Source organism: Sphingomonas phoenicis (assembly GCF_047238005.1).
In the GTDB taxonomy this organism is placed as follows: Bacteria; Pseudomonadota; Alphaproteobacteria; order Sphingomonadales; family Sphingomonadaceae; genus Sphingomonas.
Genome location: NZ_JBDFMC010000002.1, coordinates 1,300,506 through 1,318,704 on the forward strand (window position 1 = coordinate 1,300,506; position 18,199 = coordinate 1,318,704).

General features: G+C 65.9%; 22 protein-coding genes. 9 read left to right on the plus strand and 13 right to left on the minus strand.

Annotated elements, in window-relative coordinates:
• Positions 1-33 precede the first annotated feature (33 nt).
• Positions 34-363, minus strand: a complete 330-nt coding sequence (locus ABC319_RS07490) for a hypothetical protein (protein WP_413069618.1) — start codon at positions 361-363, stop codon at positions 34-36.
• Positions 364-553: 190 nt separating this feature from the next.
• Between ABC319_RS07490 and ABC319_RS07495 the strand changes: the two genes are divergently transcribed.
• Positions 554-718, plus strand: a complete 165-nt coding sequence (locus tag ABC319_RS07495; RefSeq protein WP_413069619.1) for a hypothetical protein — start codon at positions 554-556, stop codon at positions 716-718.
• 42 nt (positions 719-760) lie between these two features.
• Here ABC319_RS07495 and ABC319_RS07500 read toward each other — a convergent pair whose 3' ends face one another.
• From ABC319_RS07500 to ABC319_RS07530, 7 genes are all read right to left on the minus strand, one after another.
• Positions 761-1,174, minus strand: a complete 414-nt coding sequence (locus ABC319_RS07500) for a glycine zipper 2TM domain-containing protein (RefSeq protein ID WP_413069620.1) — start codon at positions 1,172-1,174, stop codon at positions 761-763.
• A 62-nt stretch (positions 1,175-1,236) separates the two neighbouring features.
• A complete protein-coding gene (locus ABC319_RS07505; protein ID WP_413069621.1) occupies positions 1,237-1,662 on the minus strand; it encodes an OsmC family protein in 426 nt (141 codons plus the stop codon).
• A gap of 22 nt (positions 1,663-1,684) precedes the next feature.
• Positions 1,685-2,038 (minus strand): hypothetical protein, encoded by a 354-nt coding sequence (locus ABC319_RS07510; protein WP_413069622.1) that lies wholly within the window; start codon positions 2,036-2,038, stop codon positions 1,685-1,687.
• Between the two features lie 77 nt (positions 2,039-2,115).
• The gene (locus ABC319_RS07515; RefSeq protein ID WP_413069623.1) at positions 2,116-2,301 is read right to left on the minus strand and encodes a hypothetical protein; all 186 of its coding nucleotides are present in this window, start codon (positions 2,299-2,301) and stop codon (positions 2,116-2,118) included.
• Between the two features lie 68 nt (positions 2,302-2,369).
• The gene (locus tag ABC319_RS07520) at positions 2,370-2,591 is read right to left on the minus strand and encodes a cold-shock protein (RefSeq protein WP_413069624.1); all 222 of its coding nucleotides are present in this window, start codon (positions 2,589-2,591) and stop codon (positions 2,370-2,372) included.
• Between the two features lie 391 nt (positions 2,592-2,982).
• Complete coding sequence (locus ABC319_RS07525; RefSeq protein ID WP_413069625.1) at positions 2,983-3,636, minus strand: hypothetical protein; 654 nt, start codon at positions 3,634-3,636, stop codon at positions 2,983-2,985.
• A 113-nt stretch (positions 3,637-3,749) separates the two neighbouring features.
• Positions 3,750-4,751, minus strand: a complete 1,002-nt coding sequence (locus tag ABC319_RS07530; RefSeq protein WP_413069626.1) for a sterol desaturase family protein — start codon at positions 4,749-4,751, stop codon at positions 3,750-3,752.
• A 465-nt stretch (positions 4,752-5,216) separates the two neighbouring features.
• Between ABC319_RS07530 and ABC319_RS07535 the strand changes: the two genes are divergently transcribed.
• Positions 5,217-7,727 carry a TonB-dependent receptor gene (locus tag ABC319_RS07535; RefSeq protein WP_413069627.1) on the plus strand — a complete coding sequence of 837 codons (2,511 nt, stop codon included), beginning with the start codon at positions 5,217-5,219 and terminating at the stop codon, positions 7,725-7,727.
• Between the two features lie 103 nt (positions 7,728-7,830).
• Here the strand turns inward: ABC319_RS07535 and ABC319_RS07540 are convergent, their stop codons facing one another.
• The 5 genes from ABC319_RS07540 to ABC319_RS07560 form a co-directional block, all read right to left on the minus strand.
• Positions 7,831-9,399 (minus strand): tetratricopeptide repeat-containing sulfotransferase family protein, encoded by a 1,569-nt coding sequence (locus ABC319_RS07540; RefSeq protein ID WP_413069628.1) that lies wholly within the window; start codon positions 9,397-9,399, stop codon positions 7,831-7,833.
• A gap of 113 nt (positions 9,400-9,512) precedes the next feature.
• Positions 9,513-10,469 carry an MBL fold metallo-hydrolase gene (locus ABC319_RS07545; RefSeq protein ID WP_413069629.1) on the minus strand — a complete coding sequence of 319 codons (957 nt, stop codon included), beginning with the start codon at positions 10,467-10,469 and terminating at the stop codon, positions 9,513-9,515.
• Positions 10,470-10,532: 63 nt separating this feature from the next.
• The gene (locus ABC319_RS07550) at positions 10,533-10,850 is read right to left on the minus strand and encodes a 2Fe-2S iron-sulfur cluster-binding protein (protein ID WP_413069630.1); all 318 of its coding nucleotides are present in this window, start codon (positions 10,848-10,850) and stop codon (positions 10,533-10,535) included.
• A 76-nt stretch (positions 10,851-10,926) separates the two neighbouring features.
• On the minus strand, positions 10,927-11,955 hold the full coding sequence (locus ABC319_RS07555; protein ID WP_413069631.1) for a Vgb family protein: 1,029 nt from the start codon (positions 11,953-11,955) through the stop codon (positions 10,927-10,929).
• A gap of 130 nt (positions 11,956-12,085) precedes the next feature.
• On the minus strand, positions 12,086-12,472 hold the full coding sequence (locus ABC319_RS07560) for a hypothetical protein (RefSeq protein ID WP_413069632.1): 387 nt from the start codon (positions 12,470-12,472) through the stop codon (positions 12,086-12,088).
• A gap of 274 nt (positions 12,473-12,746) precedes the next feature.
• Between ABC319_RS07560 and ABC319_RS07565 the strand changes: the two genes are divergently transcribed.
• The 7 genes from ABC319_RS07565 (at position 12,747) to ABC319_RS07595 (ending at position 18,190) form a co-directional block, all read left to right on the plus strand.
• The gene (locus ABC319_RS07565; RefSeq protein ID WP_413069633.1) at positions 12,747-13,076 is read left to right on the plus strand and encodes a UrcA family protein; all 330 of its coding nucleotides are present in this window, start codon (positions 12,747-12,749) and stop codon (positions 13,074-13,076) included.
• Positions 13,077-13,263: 187 nt separating this feature from the next.
• A complete protein-coding gene (locus ABC319_RS07570) occupies positions 13,264-14,202 on the plus strand; it encodes a LysR family transcriptional regulator (RefSeq protein ID WP_413069634.1) in 939 nt (312 codons plus the stop codon).
• 219 nt (positions 14,203-14,421) lie between these two features.
• Positions 14,422-15,516 carry a putative urea ABC transporter substrate-binding protein gene (locus tag ABC319_RS07575; RefSeq protein ID WP_413069635.1) on the plus strand — a complete coding sequence of 365 codons (1,095 nt, stop codon included), beginning with the start codon at positions 14,422-14,424 and terminating at the stop codon, positions 15,514-15,516.
• Between the two features lie 91 nt (positions 15,517-15,607).
• Positions 15,608-15,745 carry a hypothetical protein gene (locus tag ABC319_RS07580; RefSeq protein WP_413069636.1) on the plus strand — a complete coding sequence of 46 codons (138 nt, stop codon included), beginning with the start codon at positions 15,608-15,610 and terminating at the stop codon, positions 15,743-15,745.
• Positions 15,742-16,560, plus strand: a complete 819-nt coding sequence (locus ABC319_RS07585; RefSeq protein WP_413069637.1) for an ABC transporter permease — start codon at positions 15,742-15,744, stop codon at positions 16,558-16,560. Before ABC319_RS07580 ends, ABC319_RS07585 begins: the two co-directional genes overlap by 4 nt.
• Positions 16,557-17,366, plus strand: coding sequence for an ABC transporter ATP-binding protein (locus ABC319_RS07590; protein WP_413069638.1), 810 nt, complete (start codon positions 16,557-16,559; stop codon positions 17,364-17,366). The genes ABC319_RS07585 and ABC319_RS07590 overlap by 4 nt, the downstream gene beginning before the upstream one ends.
• Positions 17,363-18,190, plus strand: coding sequence for an urea amidolyase associated protein UAAP1 (locus ABC319_RS07595; RefSeq protein ID WP_413069639.1), 828 nt, complete (start codon positions 17,363-17,365; stop codon positions 18,188-18,190). The genes ABC319_RS07590 and ABC319_RS07595 overlap by 4 nt, the downstream gene beginning before the upstream one ends.
• Positions 18,191-18,199 lie beyond the last annotated feature (9 nt).

The window sequence follows — 18,199 nt, forward strand, 5'->3', positions numbered from 1 at the left end:
AACACGGGGGCGCCTCGCGACGCCCCCGCTTGCTCACCGGTAACGGCGATCCTGACGGTCGTTCTTGTCCCACCGCACCCGCGCGCTCAGGGCGTCGTAGCGGCGATCCAGATCCCGGCGCTCCGACAGGTTCAGCCCGCCCGCGCGATAGCGCGACTCCAGCCGGCTCAGCTGGCGCAGCTCACCGGTCAGGCGGCGCGCCTCCGGCCGCGTCAGTCGGCCGGAGCGGATGCCCTGTTCGATCCGCTGGTCCAGATTGCCCTGGCGCTGCGCGATCGGCTGCCAGCCGCGCTGGGCGCTAGCGGTCGCCGGCATCGCGGCGGCAAGGCTCAGCAGGGCGGCGCTGAAGGTGATGGCTTTCATGATCGTCACTCCCATTACTCGGCCGGCGGTCCGGCCTGACACATCAGATAGGGGGCGGCTGTAACGGCGCTGTCGCGACCGGCCGGCGAATGTGTCGCCGATCGTGTCAGCCCGTCCGTCGCCGTTCAGGAACCGGTTCGGGGAACGCGAGGCGGCGGCGAGCGGTTGCTCCGGTCAGGAAGGAATACCCATGGACCCAATCAAGCCCACCACCGAGACGGACCGCCCGAACCTGTCGACCGAGCATCAGCGCGACGGCGATGCCCGCCGGCCCAGCGACACGCTGGACCGCGGCCAGCAGGAGGAGGAGCCCGAACAGGGCGAGACCATTCCGCGCAAATCCTCGCTCACCTGAACGCCTCCGGCCCCGCACCATCCGGCGCGGGGCCGTCGCGCATCAGCGGCAGCGGACGTTGTTGCGGTCGACCGCGCGTCCCGCCAGCGCCCCGCCGGCCGCGCCGAGCAGCGTGCCCAGCACTTCCGACCCGCCCGGCGCGATGATGTTGCCCAGCACGCCGCCGGCCACCCCGCCGACCAGCAGTCCGGTGGTGCCGTCCGGGCGGCGGCAGTAATAATTGCCGTTCTGCCCGCGATACACCCGGTCGCGACGCGACAGGCGGCGTTCGCGATAACGGCGATCGTCGACGTAATAACGGTCGGCGTAATAGCCGCCATACGCCGGATCGACGCGGTTATAATCGTAGGAGGAATAGCCGCGGTACCGCGGATCGCCACCGTAATTCCCCCCGGCGCAGCCGCCGGTCAGGGTCGCGGCCGCGACGGCCGCCAGAGTGAGGGGGGCGATGCGCATGGGGATTTCCTCTCCTGTTGTGTTCCAGAAAATCCCAATGCGCGAACCGCCCCCGAGTTGCTTCAGGTCAATTTCGCGTCGAGCGTGATCTCGGCGGTCAGCAGCTTCGAGATCGGGCAGTTCGCTTTCGCCTCCTGTGCGATCCGGTCGAACTCGGCCTGCTCAATCCCCGGCACGCTCGCGACCAGCGTCAGGTCCGATCGCGACACCTTGAACCCCTCGCCTTCCTTGTCCAGCTTCACCGCCGCCTTCGTCTCCAGCGTCCCGTCGGTATAGCCGGCGCCCGCCAGCGCGAACGACAGTGCCATGGTGAAGCAGCTGGCGTGAGCCGCGGCGACCAGCTCCTCGGGGTTGGTCCCCGGCTCGTCGCCGAACCGGGTGCCGAAGCCATAGGGATTGTCGCTCAGCACGCCCGACTGGGTGCTGACGTGGCCCTTCCCGTCCTTGCCCAAGCCGTCGTAGCGGGCGGATGCGGTGCGTGTCGTCATGGTCGGTTCCCCTTGCTGGCTGTTACTGGATGGTCGTGCCGCGATCCGCCGCCAGGCCTGGCGCCGGGACGGTCGCGGGACGCAGCGACTCGCGCATATCGGCGGGCACGGACGCGGTCGGATCGGGGCGGAAGGCATCGGGTGCGCGGTCTGCGGCACCCGGGCGCGGCCGGTCCAACGCAAGATCGGGGGCTGAATGCTCGGCCGGGTTAGCGCGCGTGCCGCGGCGGCTCAGCAGGATCGCGACGGCGGCGGCGCCCAGCCCGATCGCGGCAGCGCCGGCGGTCAGCAGGTTGACGCCCAGCGTCTTGGACCGGGTGTCGGTCGAAGCGCGCTTCCGGTTGGTCCGGCGCGCCGGCTTGCGTGTAGTGGCCATGGAAATCCTCGTTTGCTGGATTTCCGGCCCAACGGCTCGGGCGCGGCGGACGTTCCCGCCCGCGCCCGCGACCGGCGTCAGTCGGTGGTACGCGCCGCCTCGCGCCGCTCGCGCGCGGCCAGCGTCTGCTCGGCGCGCTCGGCCATCGCCGACCAGGCATTGGCGGCCCGCTCGGCCCGCTCGCGGACATTGCCCAGCACGGCGGACTCCGCATTGGCACGCTCGGCATCGGCACGGGCGCGGAAGAGAGTGGCTTCGGACATGGTCGGCTCCTGCGGGGAGGGTATGGGAATGGCGGCGACCCGTCGCCGGGCCGCCGCCGGTGCCGCACTCAGTCGGCGGGCTGCAGGTTCACCGCGGCCATCTTGCCACGGCGATCCTCTTCCAGCTCGTAACCGACGCGCTGGTTCTGGTTCAGCGTGATCATGCCCGCACGCTCGACGGCGGAGATGTGCACGAACGCATCGGTGCCGCCATTGTCGGGGGCGATGAAGCCATAACCCTTGTCGGCGTTGAAGAACTTGACGGTGCCGGTGATCTGGCCCTGGCTCATGATGACTTCCTTCTGGTTGGGGCCGGGCCCGACTGCCGGACCCAGCGGTGCATGGGAGGCAGGGAAAGAAGGAAGAAGGTGCCGCAAAGCGCCGAAGACCGTCGATGTGCGACTGTAGCGGCTGCAATGTGGGCCCGATTAGCCGACGGCGCAAGGGCACGCTGCCCGTCCACGCGCCCTGTCCCCGCCGCAGTGGCGGCGACCGGCAGGTCCGCGATGAAAGAATAGGTCGGGGCGACAGAGCCCCCATATCCTAAGGGTCGGTGATCTTTGCTATCGTCCTTGCACATCGGAGACGGGGCAGTGTTCATGGCCCTGCATGGATGCAGCAATCGAGCATCAACTCGGAGAAGCTGCCATCCCCCATAGCGGCACCCGAGCCTTGTCGAACTTAGGCTGACGCACTTTCACTGATCAAGCCATTGTCGCTCTCGAACGAATCTTGCGCGAGCATTTTGCGCAAGCGGACGTGAATGAGCCGGTGCTCGAGGATACGTCCAGATATCCACAAAAAGAAAAATACACCCATGACCGAGTAGGCGACTTTCATCGAAGGCTTTCGGTTGCGCTTGCCTTGTTCATCATCGCCCTTCTTTTTCTCGGGCTTCGGCGCACCAAGGAATTTGTCGATGGGGTTCATCGGCACATCCTCCGCCTTGATCTTCGATCTCCTCTTCGCTGCCTCTGCTTTGGCTTTGACGACCTCCGGCGGATTGCGCCACTTGTCCAAAGCGACACCAGCGCTACCGATCGCGAAGAAGAGCAACGGTGCCAGAAAACATGCCAGCATCGCGCGACTGATCAGATCGTAGTGCAGCATGCCACCAGACACACGAAGCGTCCCGCCATCGAAAACCGACATCTTGTCCTGTGGCAGCTGCTTCGTCTTGGTGAACGTCAACACATCGCCGTCGATGTGATACGTCGTGTTCTTTTCCTCGAACAATGGCCTCAGATCGTTCAGGGCCTGCGTGGCGGACTGGAACGGGTGGAGCGGCAGCCCCCCCTTCATCCGCCAGATCCAGTCGATATACGGAAGCTTCACGAGATCATCCTTTGCGTGCTCTACCGATCATCGTGCTCGGTCCCGTTGCGACGGGCATGTGGCTGGATGAGGAACCGAAGAGTTGCGACGGCATGAGCCGATCGATCGCCCGGTCACTCTGCAGGGGCGACGAGCAGGTCGTCACGCTCCCTGCGCGCCGCCCATTTCTGCTTAAGCGCCTTGTATGGCTCCGACACGGTGTAGTGCATCGTTTCCCAGATCGACATGCGCCGCCCGCCTTCCTGGCCCAGCAGTTCGGCCTCGCCGTCGCGGCAGGTACCGTGCATGCGATCGATGAAGATCCACGTGCCCGAGTAGTTGCTGCGGGTGCTCTCGTAATCCTGCGCATGGTGAAGGCTGTGGTGCTCGGTCGTGTTGAAGATCTTGAACCACCACCGGGGCGTGTTGAAGCGGATGTTGCAATGCTGATAGCCGCTCACCGCCAGCCCGAATGCACCCGCCAGCAACGCCGCACGGGGCAGGAAGTCGAAAAGACCACCGATGCCCAGACCGATGAGGAAAATCTCGATCGGGTTGCCGACGCTGCCCTTTTGAACGTTCAACTGCGTGACGTAATGATGAGGAGCGTGCGTGACCCAGAGCGGATACCAATTGTGCATCGCACGGTGCATCCAGTACTGGAAATAGTCTCCGATGAACGAAATCGCGAATGCCTGAAGCAGCAGAGGCAGCCCGATGAACCAGGCGAACTTGCTGATGTCGAATGTATCCTGGAACCAGGCGACGATCACGTCGCTGTTGATCGGCCCGAAGACGACCCTGACGAACATCATGCCCATCGCGACATAGAACACGTCGCAGGCCAGTTCCTTCCACGTATGCTGCCAGCTCTTGTAGCGAGGGCTGACCCATTCCATGCCGAGCATCATGAGCTTGACGCCGTAGCCGATCCACAGAGTGACGGACGGCTTGATCCATGCTGCCGGCGCATAATAATAGAATGCGACGACCAGGACCAGGAAAGCGGGCTGGAAATGGGTGAAGAACAGCTGCTTGGCCGGTCCACCCTCCACCCTTCCCAGATTGTCCAGCCCCACCGTGACCGGGGCGCTGACCATGTAGGACGGCTTCTCGGCCGCAACAGTTCCGCTCATGGCAATCTCTGCATGACAGGGTTGAAGTTCAGGTAAAGTACTCCCGTCTTTTATCTCACGGCCGCGATGCCGGCTTTACGTCGTTTAACGTAGAAGTCCGGCGGCCTGCGCCGCCGGGGTTCCGAGGGTTGGTCAATCCGACGGCGTCGCGCCCGGAGCCGGTCAGCTGTCTGCGCGGATGCCGAGATGCGATGGGGCAGGAAGTGCCTGCGCCCGGCGTAGTCGATCAGCCATGACGATCGCCTTGCCCGACGACGGGAAAACCGCCGTTCGCCACGGCAGGCAATTCAGCGTCCTACGTCAAACGACCCATATTGCGCCGGTGTCGCGCCACATAGCCTGACTGCTCACGCTAATGGAGCACGGGCCGCAAAGGCCGGCTGCAAGGCATCGGGGAGATGCCTGTCGAAGCGGGAAGCGCAAAAAATGGGGGCAAAAACAATGCAAAAGCGCACATCAATCAAGTTGCGACTGCTTTCGGCGACCTTCCTGGCCGGGGTGATGACGGCATCCGCGCAGGCGCAGACCGAGCCGCAGCAGGCCGCCGAGACCGCCGCCGACGATCCGCAGGGCGGAAACGAGATCATCGTCACCGGATCGCGGCGTGCGGTGTCGCTGCAGGACGTTCCGATCAACATCAGCGCTGTCGACGGAGAGTTGCTGCAAGCTAACCGGCTGGACGATGTCGGCGACCTCGGCCTGTACACTCCCGGCCTGACCGTGCCCGAAACCGGGCCGCGAACGGCCAACAGCATCGTCATGCGCGGCATCACGTCGGGGGGACCTGCCGGCACGAACCGCAGTACGGCGGTGGGCGTCTATCTGGGCGACATCCCGCTATACGTGGATTTCAAGTTTCTCGACATCAACCGCGTCGAGACCCTGCTGGGGCCGCAGGGCACCTTGTACGGCCTCGGCACCCTGGCGGGCGCGATCCGTTACATCCCCAACCGACCGAACTTCAGCCAGGCCCAGCTCGAGGCGCACACCCGTGTTTACGACGTCGCCCATTCGGATGGCGTCGGCACCGTGTTCGACGCGACGATCAACCTGCCGATCATCCGCGACAAGGTCGCGCTGCGCGTCACCGGTGGCAACTATATCGACCCGGGCTTCATGGATTCGCCGTTTCTGGTTCAGCAACTCGGCGTGTCCCTGCCTCAGCCGAACTTCAACGATCCCGCGGCGGTGGCCGCGAACCTACGCCGCGGGAAGGATCTGAACGACGAGCAGACCTATGCCGTTCGTGCGCAATTGGCCTTCGACTTCGGCTGGTTGCGGCCGACGTTCAGCTATATCCGACAGGATACCAAGACCCACGGCACGCAGGTCAATGGCGGCTTCGGTGCCAGATACACGCTGAACGAGAACGGCGTGCCGTTCCCCGATGGCCAATGCGTCTTCGCCAACTGCCGCGGCGTACTCGGCACCGGCAAGTACGAGAATGGTGGCCGCGTCGAGCAGCCGGCCCGCCGCAAGCTCGACCTTTTCGCCGCCGAAGTGGAAGTCGACCTGGGCGACATCGCGCAGCTGGTGTCCGCCACCGCCTACTCCAAGCAGAAGCTGCACAGCCAGGGCGACATCGCCGATCTGCTTCTCGATCTGGACTATGACTACGAACTGTTTCCGGCGTTCGCCGGTACGACCACGTCGGACAGCGATCCCAAGCAGTTCAACCAGGAACTGCGCCTCACCTCGACCCATGGCGGCCCGATCAACTGGAACCTGGGTGGCTTCTACAACCACTACAAGAGCTACACCTTCAGTGCCGAGCGAATCCCCGGCTTCCCCGAATTCGGCCGCGCCAATTCCACTGGTCGTGGCAGTCTGTACGGCACGCTCTATCAAGGGCTCGTCCGTCCCGACGGCCTGGAATACATCTCCTTCACCGACACTTATACGAAGGAGTATGCCGGCTTCGCCGAGGCTACCTGGCACATCACCTCGAAGCTGCAGGTCACCGGCGGCATCCGGTACTACAAGTACAAATCGTACATCTCGGGCGCGACCGACACGCCGTTGTTGGCGGGCGGTCGCCGGCGCACGCCCTATCCCCTGATCCAGTTCGATCCCTCGCGGATCCGCACCGGATCGACCAACGATGACGGCTTCGTCTACAAGGCCAATGCCAGCTATGCGTTCTCCCCGGATCTGCTCGTATACGGTACCTATTCGACCGGATACCGCATCGGCGGCGTCAACCGCGTCGCTCCCTGCATCATTCCGCTACCCGCCGGCCAGAATGTCTGCGCCCTGCCCAACGAGTTGGCATACGGTCCCGACAAGACATCAAATTACGAACTCGGCGTCCGCTTCAGCCTGTTCAATCGCATGCTGCAGGGCACGGTCGACGTTTACAATATCGACTGGACGAACCTGCAGCTGGGCAGCCAGACGGCGAACGGCGCCGTGGGCATCACCGCCAATGCCGGCGGCGCGCGCAGCCGCGGTGTCGAAGGCAGCCTGTCGCTCAATCTCGGCCGGTTCAACCTGTCGGGCAACTACACCTACCTCGATGCCAAACTGACCCAGGACGCGCCCGGCCTGATCGGCGGCATCAGCAACAACTTCAACATCGCGGGGGCCGGCGATGCGTTCGACGGCGATCGGCTGCCGGGCTCGTCCAGGCATGCCGGATCGGTCACCGCGACCTATACGGTGCCGTTGCCGAGCGGCGACGACCTGAACTTCGTGTGGAGTACCGCCGCGCGCAGCAACACCTATTCGACGACCGGTCTGCGCGGCTATGGCGAGGTGATCCCAGGCTATTCCACCAGCCGCACCGCGGTGACCTACAAGACGAAGGCTTGGGAAGCGTCGCTGTTCGCCAACAACGTCTTCGACAAATATGCCGTGTCCAGCGTCTCGAACGATTACACGCTGGCTCGCGCCAATGACGGCGTGCTGATCCGCTCCTATGGTTTCGGGGTGATCCAGCCGCGCAGCATCGGCGTGGAGATGCGCTTCCACTATTGACGCGATCCGGTTCGGCGCCACCCGCTTTGTGGGTGGCGCCGACAGGTTGTGGCCGCCCGCCCCGCCCAATCCATTCGGCCTGCCTCAGGGGTTGGACGTCGCGTCAGCCTGTGTCGATGCCCTGAGCCTCGAAGAAGCGACGTACCGGCGCCATCGCCTCGGCATGGACCCGCCAGCGGCCGACCGCATCGGCGTTGATCGGCCGTCGGACCTGCGCGGCGCTGGGCGTGGCGACGGCCGCCCGGTTCTCGTGAAAGGCGAGCGTCCGCGCATCCCAGGCCAGGTCGCAGTGCTGCAACAGTCGCCGCGTCTCCCCCTCCTGATCAGCGACGAGCGCCTCGTAGCCGAGTTCGAGGATGCGCCCGGGAAACCGTCGTTGCCAGAACGCCATCAGCCGATCGAACCGCGCGAAATACCGCGCGCTGTCCATCAGGTCGTTCGAATAGAAGTAATAGGACGAACTGAGGGCGAACAGGTTCTTGTAGTTGCTCCACACCGTGTCCATCGGATGGCGGCGCAGGCAGACGATCCGCGCGTCGGGCAAAGCGTGGAGGATGTGCCCGATATACAGGAAGTTCGCCGGCAGCTTGTCGACGAAGCGCTCCTTGCCGGTCGGCCAGTGCGGGATGGCACGCTCCATGTAGCGCTCGCCGAGTAGCGCGGGATCCGTGTTCAGCGACGCACTGATCGTATCGGCGTCGACGACGATCCGCGACCGGGTGGCTGCCGCTTCCTTCACCGCCAACGGCATCGCCTGCAGCTCACCGGCCGAGCCCACTTCGGGATGGGAGGACAAAATGCGGTCGACCAGCGTCGTCCCGGTCCGCGGCATGCCGACCACGAAGATCGGTGCCGGCCCGGAGAAACCCGCGCCCGGGAGAACATCGGCGCCGAACCCCGCCTTGATCGCGTCGAACAACGCCGCGTCGCTCGCGAAATCATAGCCGAGATGGCGTTTGCGGGCATCGTTGGCGTCGGCCAGCTGAGCATAGGCCTCTGCGTCGAGGCCCATGTCCTCCAACTCCTTCGCGAGTGCGTAGCGGATGCGCATCTCGTCGAGCTTGTCGGTCGTTTCCGCCAGCACCGCCCGCAACCGGTCGACATGGTTGTCGGTCGCAGTGTGGCGTTTCAGGATGGCGAGCGCGTAATGCGCACGCGCATGCTTCGGCTCGCGTGCCAGCAGAGCCTCGTAATGCTCCTGTGCCGCCGCGACGCGCCCGGTGAACCCGCATGCCGCCGCGAGATTGAAGCGGAAGCCCGCATTCTCGGGCGCCTGGTCGACGGCCGCCTTGAACGGGCCGTACGATCCCTCGTGATCGCCCAGCCGCGCCAGCACGCAGCCGATAGTATCCAGGCTGTGGGCATCGTCCACCCCCGACGCGAGCGCGGCCCGGGCGATACGTCCCGCCTCCCCGTCGCGTCGTCCCAGGCTGAGCAGCCGCGCATATTGGGCGAGGCGCCGGGGCGTCGGCATCGACGCGACGGCTCGCTGCACCAGAGGCAGCCCCTTCGAGACGCGGCCGGCAGCCGCTTCTGCCAGGCCAAGCAGGTACCAGCTGTCGGGAAGATCGGGCCGCCGTTGATACAGAGCCATGGCCAGGGCGGCAGCGTGAGCGGCGTCACCCCGGTCGAGCGCCGCCTCCGCCGCCTTGATCGTCGCTTCGTCGGTCATGCGTACCGGTCATTCCATCCTGAGCGTCGCGCCGTTCTGCGGCGTGTCGGCGCCAAGCACAATCGGACGACTTCCGCCCGCAAGCCTGCCGGTATCACGATACGCAAGCCAGCCTACCGCGCGGGACGCGGCGGCCGCGGGTAGACGATGAAATCCGCGTGCCGATCGATGACTGGCGGCACAGCGGCATCGGCGAGCGCTTTCGACAGCTCGCCGATCACCTCCGGCGCTAGCGGCAGATCGTGTTCCGACGGGTGGCTTGCCGCGCGCATCGGGAAATCCTGTCCGGGCAACCGGGTCATCTCGATGTGCGCGCCAAGCAGCGCGCGGATCCGATGGCTGCGCGAGAAAGCGACGAGACGTTCGGTGCTGTCGCGATACTCGGCGAACCGCTCGGTCGGGACATACAGCCGCCCTGGATAGAGCATGTCGCCCGAGAACAGCAGCTGCGTCGCCGGATCGTAGATCATGATGTGCGAGGGCTCGTGCCCCGGCGTAGGGATGACCTGAAGCACGCGCCCGCCCAGATCGTAGCGGCCCGCGCCCCGCGGCCAATCGGCGATGCCGAAGAAGGCGGCGACCTGATCCGCCGCAAGGCCGACGACGACCGTGCCGGGTCGGTCGCGGAATTCCGCATCGCCCGCATGATGGTCGCCATGCCCGTGCGAGTGCGCGACGACGAGCGACAGCGGGCGCCCACCGTGATGCTGTCGCCAATCGGCGATCAACCGGTCGACCGTTGGCCGAACGCTGAGCCCGCCCGCCCCCGTGTCGAGCAACAATGCACGATCGCGACCGAACAGCAGGTACAGGAACGGCGCCTCGAAATTGGTCAGGACCGACTGCCTGATCACGGCGGTGTCGCTGTCGATCATCTGGACCTGCAGCGTCGGCTCGCCGGCGGCGGTGCCGTCGATCCAGTGATCGAAGCGCGGCGGCGTCGCAGCGACCGGCGGCGCCATGATCAGAGAGGCGGTGGCAACGGCGCGCAGGGCAAGCCGCCCACGCCCCGCCGCGCGCCACCGGCGACTGCCGCTATCGGGTGCCTGTTCCAGCTGCGATCCGGTCAACGACCTGGTACCTTCCTTGGCCGGATCGACGACGATCGTCCGGCCGGACGACGGTGCCGCCGCTCAATCCTGCGGAGCGATGACGATGCGGACCCCGTCCAGCGCCTCGCCGGCCCTGACCTGGCAGGACAGGCGCGAGGTGCTGCGGCGGTGCGCAGAGCTGTCGAGCAGTTCGTCTTCGTCCGGCGACATTGCCGGCAGCCGTTCGAACGCGCCATCCTCGACATAGACATGGCAGGTCGCGCACGAGCAGAAGCCTCCGCACAGCGCGAAACTGTCCTGGATGTCGGCATCGCGGATGCGCTCCATCACCGTTGCGGCGGCATCCGCCGTCAGGACGTGCGCGTCGCCTGAGCGATCGATTACTTTGAATTCGGACATGATTGTTCCTGTTTCTCGACGAGCGCCGGCGCTTCGATCGCGACCCTGCGGGAGATGAAGTGACGGGTTCGTCAGGCTATTTGCGTGGACTGCAATCCGCCGGCAGCGTCTTCAGCGGAATGCGCGACACGGTGCCGGCACGCAGATTGGTCAGCCAGACGGCGCCGTGCCCGACGTTGAGCGAATCGCCACCCTCGCCCTTCCACTGGCAGAGAGGCGTGCCGGTTCTCGCGTCCGTGGCGGTCAGCGGCGTCTTCATCATGGTTGTCCACACGCGGCCACCGAAGAACGCCACATCGCCGCCATGACCGGGAGTCTCCAGCGGCTGGACGGTCGCCACGCGACGCACCGTGTCGATGCGGCTCAGCGTGCCGTCACCCTGATTCAGCGTCCACACCGCGCCCGCCCCCGCGGCGGTAAAGCGCGGATTGGGGCCAACGGCGATGCTGGTCGCGACGGCATCGGTCCGGGGATCGACGACCGAGACCTCCGCCCCCTCGACGCGGGTGACCCAGAGCATGCCGTCACTGAACACCGGATTGTAGGATCCGGCGGGCAACCGGATGACGCGCAGCACCGCGCCCGTCGCGGGATCGATCCGCGCGAGTGACCCTTCCTTGTCGGTGACGAGCCAGATGCTGCCCGCGCCGATCGCGATGCTGCCTTCACCGGCCGGCGGCCCGACAGGGAACACGCCGGTCACGCGCCGGGTCTTCAGATCGACCCTCGCGAGTTGTGGCGTCTCCCCACACAGGGGGATCCAGACGCTTTGTCGATCGGTGGCCAGCCCTGCGCAAGGCCGACCGGGCAACTCGACCGTATGGACCGCATTCGTCCTGGGATCGATCTCGTTGACGGCATTCGGCCCCGTACTGCCGACCCACACCTTCTTCGGGGTGATCGTCACCCAATCGGCGGTCTTGCCGACCTTGATGGTCGCCGAGATCGGAAGCGCGGTCATCGGCATCGAGACGGGCGGGCGCCCGCCGGCGGAACTATCGGTGGCTGTCTGCGCATCGACCGTGGAGCAAAGTGGCGCGGTCAGGAAAAGCGCGGCGCCCCACGCCGTCGCTGACCGGTATCGACGCAGACGAGACCCGCTCAAGATTGTCGCTCCTGGATCAAGAAAGAATGGACGATCGTCGTCCCGTCGACGGCTGCGCAGCCCTGCGTGCGCCGCGGGGAGCATCGAACCATATCGGCGCCGGCTGCCGGCCCCGTCCTGTCGCCGTGCATCAACGACGAAGGTCGACGTTCAGGAACGCCAGTTCCGTCGTATGGCCGAAGACACCGATCGGCAGCGCCGCCTGCGTCGCGCGACCATTCTGTCCGCCGACCGCCACCGCGATAGAGCGCGCGGCCGGTGCCGACCATTGACGGACGACCTGCAACGGCAGCGTGACATGCCACCGCCGCCCGCCGACGGCGGTGACCTCGTGCTGCTCCACCCATATGGGCGCGGCGGGATCGGGGCGGTGGCCGCTGATCCGCATGCAGGTCTGCTCTCCGCAGCGGCGAAGCTTGACGGACGCATCGATGTCCTCGCTCGCGGCCGATGCCGAAGCGGCCAGGAAAGCGGTGGCGGCGATGACGCCGAGCCCTCGAATATACAGCCTGATCATGCGGCAAGGATCGGAGAAGTCACTGCAACGCCCTATACGGCGTTTGACGTAGGTCGACGGATCGCCGCGTTCTTGGTCGCCAATCGTGGCGTAGAGGCACGGTGGAAGATGCGGCGTGCATGCCATCAACTTGCACGAATATGGTCGGGCCGGACTCTTTGTGTCCTCCGGCCGGGTCGTTTCGACCTAATGGTGCGTTGTCTTCACCGAGGCGATGGATTATCGCGCGCGGAATGCGCCTCTCAGAGCGCTTTAGACAACGTAGGAGATGAGAATGCTGAAAGTAGCTGGTGCGGCGCTTGCCGCGTGCCTGATAACACCGGCTCTGTGCGCCGCTCCCGTGGCCAATCCGCTGGTGAAGAGCAGCACCGTGTTGAAGCTCGATGGTCTGGATCTGGCGACCCCGCAGGGGCAGCGCGTTCTGGCGATCCGGATGAACCAGGCAGCCCGCGACGTGTGCGGCAGCGGGCTCGAGACGATCCATCTGGCGGCCGGCGCGCAGAGCCGCACTTGCCAGTCCGACGTGAAGGCCGACATCCGGTCGCGGATCGAGCAGCGGACGGCGGGCACCGCGCCGGCTTCGGTGATGCTGGCCGCCCGATAAGATCGGGATGGTGACGGGGTTCGGCGGCTTAACCGCTGGACCCACTCGGCATGGTAAGGTTCACAGTTATGGACCGCTGCCGTCAGGTGGCGGCTTTTTCGCGTCTGCTGCCCAAGCTGGACTGATGATGCAACGCAGCATAGGCTACGCTCCGGATTGACCCGGCATTCGTCAGGAGCGACGCGATTTGGTGGAACGTGCGGTCCTGCCCGATAAGACCTTCGCCAGTCGGGTAGACTGGAACCTGCTACGAACGTTCGTCGAAATCGTTCGCGCTGGTGGCGTCGGCGCCGCGGCGCGGAAGATGAACCGCCAGCAGCCGAGTATCAGCGCGGCGCTGAAGCGGCTGGAGGATCAGGTCGGGACCCAGCTCCTGCACCGGACATCGACCGGGGTGCAGATGACCGCCGCAGGCGAGGCATTGATGAGCCTGTGCGAGGAGATGCTGGAAACCGCGCGGATGGTACCGCACCAGATCGCGCAGGCCACCCACCGCGTCAAAGGCATCGTCCGCGTCCAGATCATCTCTGCCATCATCTCGCGCGAGCTCGACGATGCCATCGCCAGCTTTCATCGCCGCAATCCGGATATCCAGATCGAGCTGCGGGTGTCGCCGTGGCGCGCGGTGCTCGACGCACTGGAGCGCGGCGATGTCGAGATCGGCATCGGCTATGACAGCGGTGCGCGTCGCGGGCTTACCTACGAACCGCTCTTCATCGAGCGGCAGCAGGTGTACTGCCACCGCGACCACCCCCTGTTCGGCCATCGCGTCTCCCGTCTGGGCGAGCTGCGCGACGAAGGGTTCGTCCTGACCGGCGAGGATGAGCTAGAGACCATCACGCGCCTGCGCCGGCGGTATCGGCTGGGCAGCAAGGTCAATGGCGTGACCGGGGACGTCAACGAGGCACTGCGCCTCATCACCCTCGGTGTCGGCATCGGCTTCCTGCCAGTCCTCGCCGCCACCGACGCGGTGTCGAAAGGACGGCTGTGGCCGCTGCTGCACACCGACACGGAGCCATCCTACGACATCTTCCTGCTCTCTCGCGCCGAGCCATCCCGCGACACGGCATCGCAGCTGTTCCTCGACGAGGTGCTGCGTCGCATCCGTGCGCAATCGGGTTCATAGATATGGTCTATGCCTTCCATCGATAATTCCGTACTTCATCGATGCCCCTCGCTCTGACAGGTTTCCAACTGTCAGGAGGTCACCATGAAGTTCTACGGGCGGACAAGGCTTTGCGGATGCCGCACACGTTCGGTGCACGGGGTGCGGGATCCTTCGCCTGATGCCGGCGCACGAGCGATTCTGGCCAACCATCGTTCCTGCCGCCGGGGAGCACGCTAGATGCGTCGCGCTCGCGCGCTGCTCACGACCGGGCTGATCGCCGCCTGTCTGGGGCTCGCCGCCTGCGGTTCGGGGCCGGCATCGTCGCAGAACGAAGCGGCCGACGTGAAGAAGGATTTCAGCATCGGCTGGTCGATCTATGCCGGCTGGATGCCATGGCCGTACGCGCAACAGGCCGGCATCGTGAAGAAATGGGCGGATAAATACGGCATCGATATCCGCTTCGTTCAGGTCAACGACTATGTCGAGTCGGTCAACCAGTACGCCGCCGGCAAGCTCGACGGCGTCACATCGACCACGATGGATGCCCTGACGATTCCCGCCGCCGGCGGGCGGGACACGACAGTCCTGATCATCGGCGACTATTCGGACGGCAACGACGGCATCATCCTGAAGAACGGCCGCACGCTGGCCGACATCAAGGGACGGTCGGTCAACCTGGTCGAATTGTCCGTATCCAATTACCTTCTGGCGCGCGGGCTGGAACTGTCGGGCATGAAATTGTCGGACGTGAAGATCGTGAACACGGGCGATGCCGACATCGTCGGCGCCTTTGCCTCGCCCGCGGTCACCGCCGTCGCGACGTGGAACCCCCAGCTGGCGACGCTGCGTGAGATGCCGGGGGCGACCGAAGTGTTCGACAGCTCGCGCATCCCCAACGAGATCCTCGATACGCTGAACGTCAGCACGGCGACGCTGAAGGCGAACCCCAATCTCGGCAAGGCGCTGGTCGGCATCTGGTACGAAACGATGGCGGTCATGCAGCGGCAGGATGCCACCGGTCAGGCCGCGCGTGCTGCCATGGCGAAGCTGGCCGGTACCACGCCCGCCAGCTTCGACGGACAGTTGAAGACGACGCATCTGTACGCCCAGGCCAGGGATGCGGCGGCCTATGCCGAAAACCCCGACCTTGTGCGCGTGACCGACCGGGTCCGTGAATTCAGCTTCGCCCATCGACTGTTCGGGCCGACCGCGACGTCGGTCGACACCATCGGCATCTCGTTCAACGGCAAGCAGACGCTGGGCGATCCGAACAACGTCAAGCTGCGGTTCGACTCGAGCTACATGAAGGCTGCCGCCGAAGGGAAATTATAGCGGGCGGCGCCATCCCGATGAGCCGACCGAACCGCGATGCCCGCCGGGCAGCATGCCGCGCAAACACAGCGATCGTTGCAAGGGATCGAAGATGATGAACGCGACCAGCGCAGCATTTGGCGACGCGAAGACCCGCGCTGCTGCCCGGACGATCGGTGAACCGCAAGCATTCGCCGTGCGCGGTTCCACTCCGCCGCGCCGCACCGATATCGGTCGGCAGCAACCGTGACCCGACTGGTCAACATCCGCGGTACGCAGGGCACACGCATCCTGCTCGGTGCGCTGCCGATCCTGGCGCTCGTCCTGCTGTATCTGCTCGCGTCAGAGATCCGCCACGCAGACAATCCGTCCGACAAGGTTCTCCCGACCTTTGCTGCGATGGGGCAGGCGATCGTCATCCTGGTGACCGATCGCGACCCCGGCACCGATCGCATCGTCCTGATCGCCGATACGCTGGCGAGCCTCTACCGCCTTGGCTACGGACTCGGGATCGCGACGGCGACGGCGCTCTTCCTCGGGCTCCTGCTGGGGATGATCCCGCTGGCCCGCGCCACGCTCGCCCCGCTGATCGCCGTCATCGCCGTCATTCCGCCGCTGGCGGTGTTGCCGATCCTGTTCATCGTCCTCGGTCTGGACGAGGCATCGAAGATCGCGCTGATCGCGCTCGGCATCGCTCCCTTCATGACCCGCGATATGGCCGGGTTCGTCGCGGCGCTTCCCACCGAGCAGATGGCCAAGGCGCAGACGCTGGGGGCGAGCAGCTGGCAATTGGCGCTGCGGGTCGCCCTGCCCCAGTTGATGCCACGCCTGATCCAGAACCTTCGACTGTCGCTCGGGCCGGCCTGGGTGTTCCTGATCGCGTCGGAGGCGGTCGCCGCCGATGTCGGGCTCGGCTACCGCATCTTCCTGGTGCGTCGCTACTTCGCGATGGACATCATCCTGCCCTACGTCGCCTGGATCTCGCTGCTGGCGATCCTCGCCGACGCACTGCTGCAGTTCGTCAGCCGGCGTGGCTTCCCCTGGGCGTTCGGAGCCGGCCGGTGAGCGCGCTCGTCGAACTCCGCAACGTCTGGGTCGAATATGGCGACAAGGTCGTGCTCGAGCGGGTGTCCCTCGACCTCGAGGAGGGTAGTTTCGTCGCGGTCGTCGGGCCTTCGGGGGCAGGCAAGAGTACGCTGCTTCGGCTGATCCTGGGTCAGGAGGGACCGAGTCGCGGCGAGGTCCTGCTGGACGGCAGGCCGATGCGGGCGGAATGCGACGCGGATCGCGGCGTGGTGTTCCAGCGCTATTCGGTGTTCCCGCATCTGACCGCGCTTCGCAACGTCATGTTCGGGCTGGAATGCGGACAGGCACCGTTCACCGCGCGGCTGTTCGGCGCGCGTCGACGCGCCGCGCGCGACGAAGCGGCCGAGATGCTGGCCGCCGTCGGCCTCGAGCACAGCATGGACGTCTATCCGGCGCAAATGTCGGGCGGGATGCAGCAGCGGCTCGCGATCGCCCAGGCCCTCGTCAAACATCCGCGCATCCTGCTCCTCGACGAGCCGTTCGGGGCGCTGGACCCGCGGACCCGTCTCGACATGCACGCGCTCGTCTCACGCCTGTGGCGGGAACGCGGGCTGACCATCCTGATGGTCACCCACGACATCGGGGAGGCCTTCAAGCTCGGCACCCGCGTGCTGGCGTTCGACAAGGGCCGGAACGACCCGCAGGCACCGCACCGCTACGGATCGGTCGTCGTGTCGGACATCGACCTGACCGGCCTGTCGCCGGCCATGCGCCGGGCTGCCGTGCCGCCCGGTCTTCTACCTGATGATGAGGAAGCGATGACGCAGAAGGACGCCACGGCATGACGAGCAGCACGGCCAATCCCAACGCCGCCCGCCATCATGCCCGCGCGATGGACGGTACCGTCGTCGAGGCGATGCCCGTTCTCCCGCCCCGCGCCGACGATCTGCCGGCAGGGGTCGCCGCATCCGACCTGCTGTGGGAAGAGACGATCGCGCCCGGCGGCTATGCCACCCGGCGTCTCTCGCGGGGATCGCGCCTGCGCCTGATCGACCTGAGCGGGGATGCATGCGCCTCGCTCCTGATCTTCAACGCCGAGATGCCGAGCGAGCGGCTGAACGTCGCCGACACCGTCAAGGTGCAGTGGAACGCCTATCTCGGCCAGGGCAAGCTGCTGCTGTCCGACATGGGGCGCGTGCTGATGAGCCTGGTCGAGGACGACGCCGGCACGCACGACTGCTTCTGCGGCACCACGAACGCGACGCTCAGCACGGCGAAATACGGTCGCGACGGGGGCACGACGGCGTATTTCGCGAACGGCCGCGACCGGTTCCTGCTGGGCGTGGCGAAGCACGGGCTCGGCCGGCGCGACGTCCATCCATGCGTGAACCTGTTCAAGGGTGCCCGGATCGGGGACGACGGCACGATCATCCCGCAGGTCGGGCCCTTCGATCCGGGCCGCAAGGTCGTGCTGCGCGCCGACATGGACGTGATCGTCGTCATCGCCAACTGCCCGCACGTCATGGACCCGCGCCCCGCATGGACGGTGACGCCCCTACGCCTGACCGCCTGGCGCGGCCCGTCCGCGCCCGACGACGATCCGATCCGCGGCGCCACGCCCGAGGGTCGACGCGCCTACGCCAATGTCGACGACTATTACCGTCGCTGAAAGGAACCC